This window comes from Roseateles sp. P5_B10, assembly GCF_056400485.1.
In genome coordinates this window covers 1-1,501 of the sequence record NZ_JBFULE010001074.1, presented here as the reverse complement: position 1 = coordinate 1,501, position 1,501 = coordinate 1, and the positions used below count along the sequence as shown (strand labels likewise).

The 1,501-nt window shown below is 66.3% G+C and carries 2 protein-coding genes; both read left to right on the top strand.

The features are described from left to right. Positions 1–352: DUF3429 domain-containing protein (locus AC1DU6_RS30930; protein ID WP_477861939.1), on the top strand; the 352-nt coding region annotated here is incomplete at its 5' end. Next, a partial coding sequence (locus AC1DU6_RS30925; RefSeq protein WP_477861937.1) for a M61 family metallopeptidase occupies positions 352–1,501 on the top strand: 1,150 nt, incomplete at its 3' end. The genes AC1DU6_RS30930 and AC1DU6_RS30925, both read left to right, overlap by 1 nt.

Sequence of the window (1,501 nt, the reverse complement as noted above, 5' to 3'; positions counted from 1 at the left end):
GATCGGCGACCGTGACCTCGATCAGCACACGTTTGTGAGCGTCGGGATGTCAGCGTATGCCGGGTTGGTCATTGCCTTTCTCGGCGGCATCCACTGGGGCCTGTCCTTTGCACGTGGCCTGCCTGGGCGTCAGCCCCTGGTCTGGGGCATCAGCGCCGTGCTGCTGGGCTGGCTGGGTGTGGTAATGCCGGCCTATGCGGGCCTGGCTCTGCATGGCGGTGTGCTGATCGCCTGTTATCTCGTCGACCGCCGCGTGTACCCGCAGCTCGGCGCGGCGGACTGGCTGACCTTGCGCTTTCGGCTCACCGCCGTCGCAGCGCTGAGCTGCTTTCTCGCCGCCGCGGGTAGCTGATGCGGGGACCAAGCTACAAGATTGAGCTGGCCGACATTGCGGCCCATCGCTATCGCGTCACGCTGACCCTTACCAGCCCAGCGGCTGAGCAGTTCTTCAGCCTGCCGGTGTGGATCCCTGGCAGCTACCTCGTGCGCGAGTTCGCCAAGCATCTGAGCGGGATGACGGCCCGTCAGGGCGGCAACGAACTGGTCGTCGAGCAACTCGACAAGGCCAGTTGGCGCGTGCGCTGCAGCGGCCAGCCGCGAGCCAAGGCATTGACCCTGAGCTATGACGTCTACGCCTTCGACGCCTCGGTGCGAACCGCCTGGCTGGACAGCCGGCGCGCTTTTTTCAACGCCAGCAGCCTATGCCTGCGCGCCCATGGCCGCGAGAGCGAGCCGCATCGCGTGACATTGGGGCAACTGCCCGAGGGCTGGCGTGTCGCAACCGGGATGAGCGCTGCCGAGGGAAGCTGGGAGGCCGCCGACTACGACGAATTGCTAGACCACCCTTTCGAGATCGGCCCGCACTGGCAGGGCGAGTTCATCGCCGCCGGCGTGCCGCATCGCATCGTCGTGGCCGGCGCCTGGCCGAGCTTTGACGGCGAGCGCCTGCTGGCCGATGTGCGGCGCATCTGCGAGGCCCACATCGCGTTCTGGGGTGGTGCACCTTTCGAGCATTACAGCTTCCTGCTCTCGGCCGTGGATGACGGCCATGGCGGCCTGGAGCACCGTGCCAGCACGGCGCTGATCTGTGCACGGCGTGAACTGCCGACAGCCGCTGAAAGCGCTGCACCCAGCGACAACTATGTGCGTCTGCTCGGCCTGTTCAGCCACGAGTACTTCCATGCTTGGAACGTCAAGCGGCTGCGCCCTGCGGAGTTCGCGACCTTCGACTACCAGCGCGAGAACTACACCGAGCTGCTGTGGTTCTTCGAGGGGTTCACCAGCTACTACGACGAACTGATGCTGTGCCGCGCCGGCCTGGTCGATGCGCCGCGGTATCTGAAACTGCTCGCTGCCAGCGTCAACAGCGTGCTGGCCTCGCCGGGCCGGCGCGTGCAGCCGCTGGCCCAAGCCAGCTTCGAGGCCTGGACCAAGTACTACCGGCCCGACGAGAACAGCGTCAACGCCRCGAGCAACTACTACGGCCAGGGCGCCCTTGTCG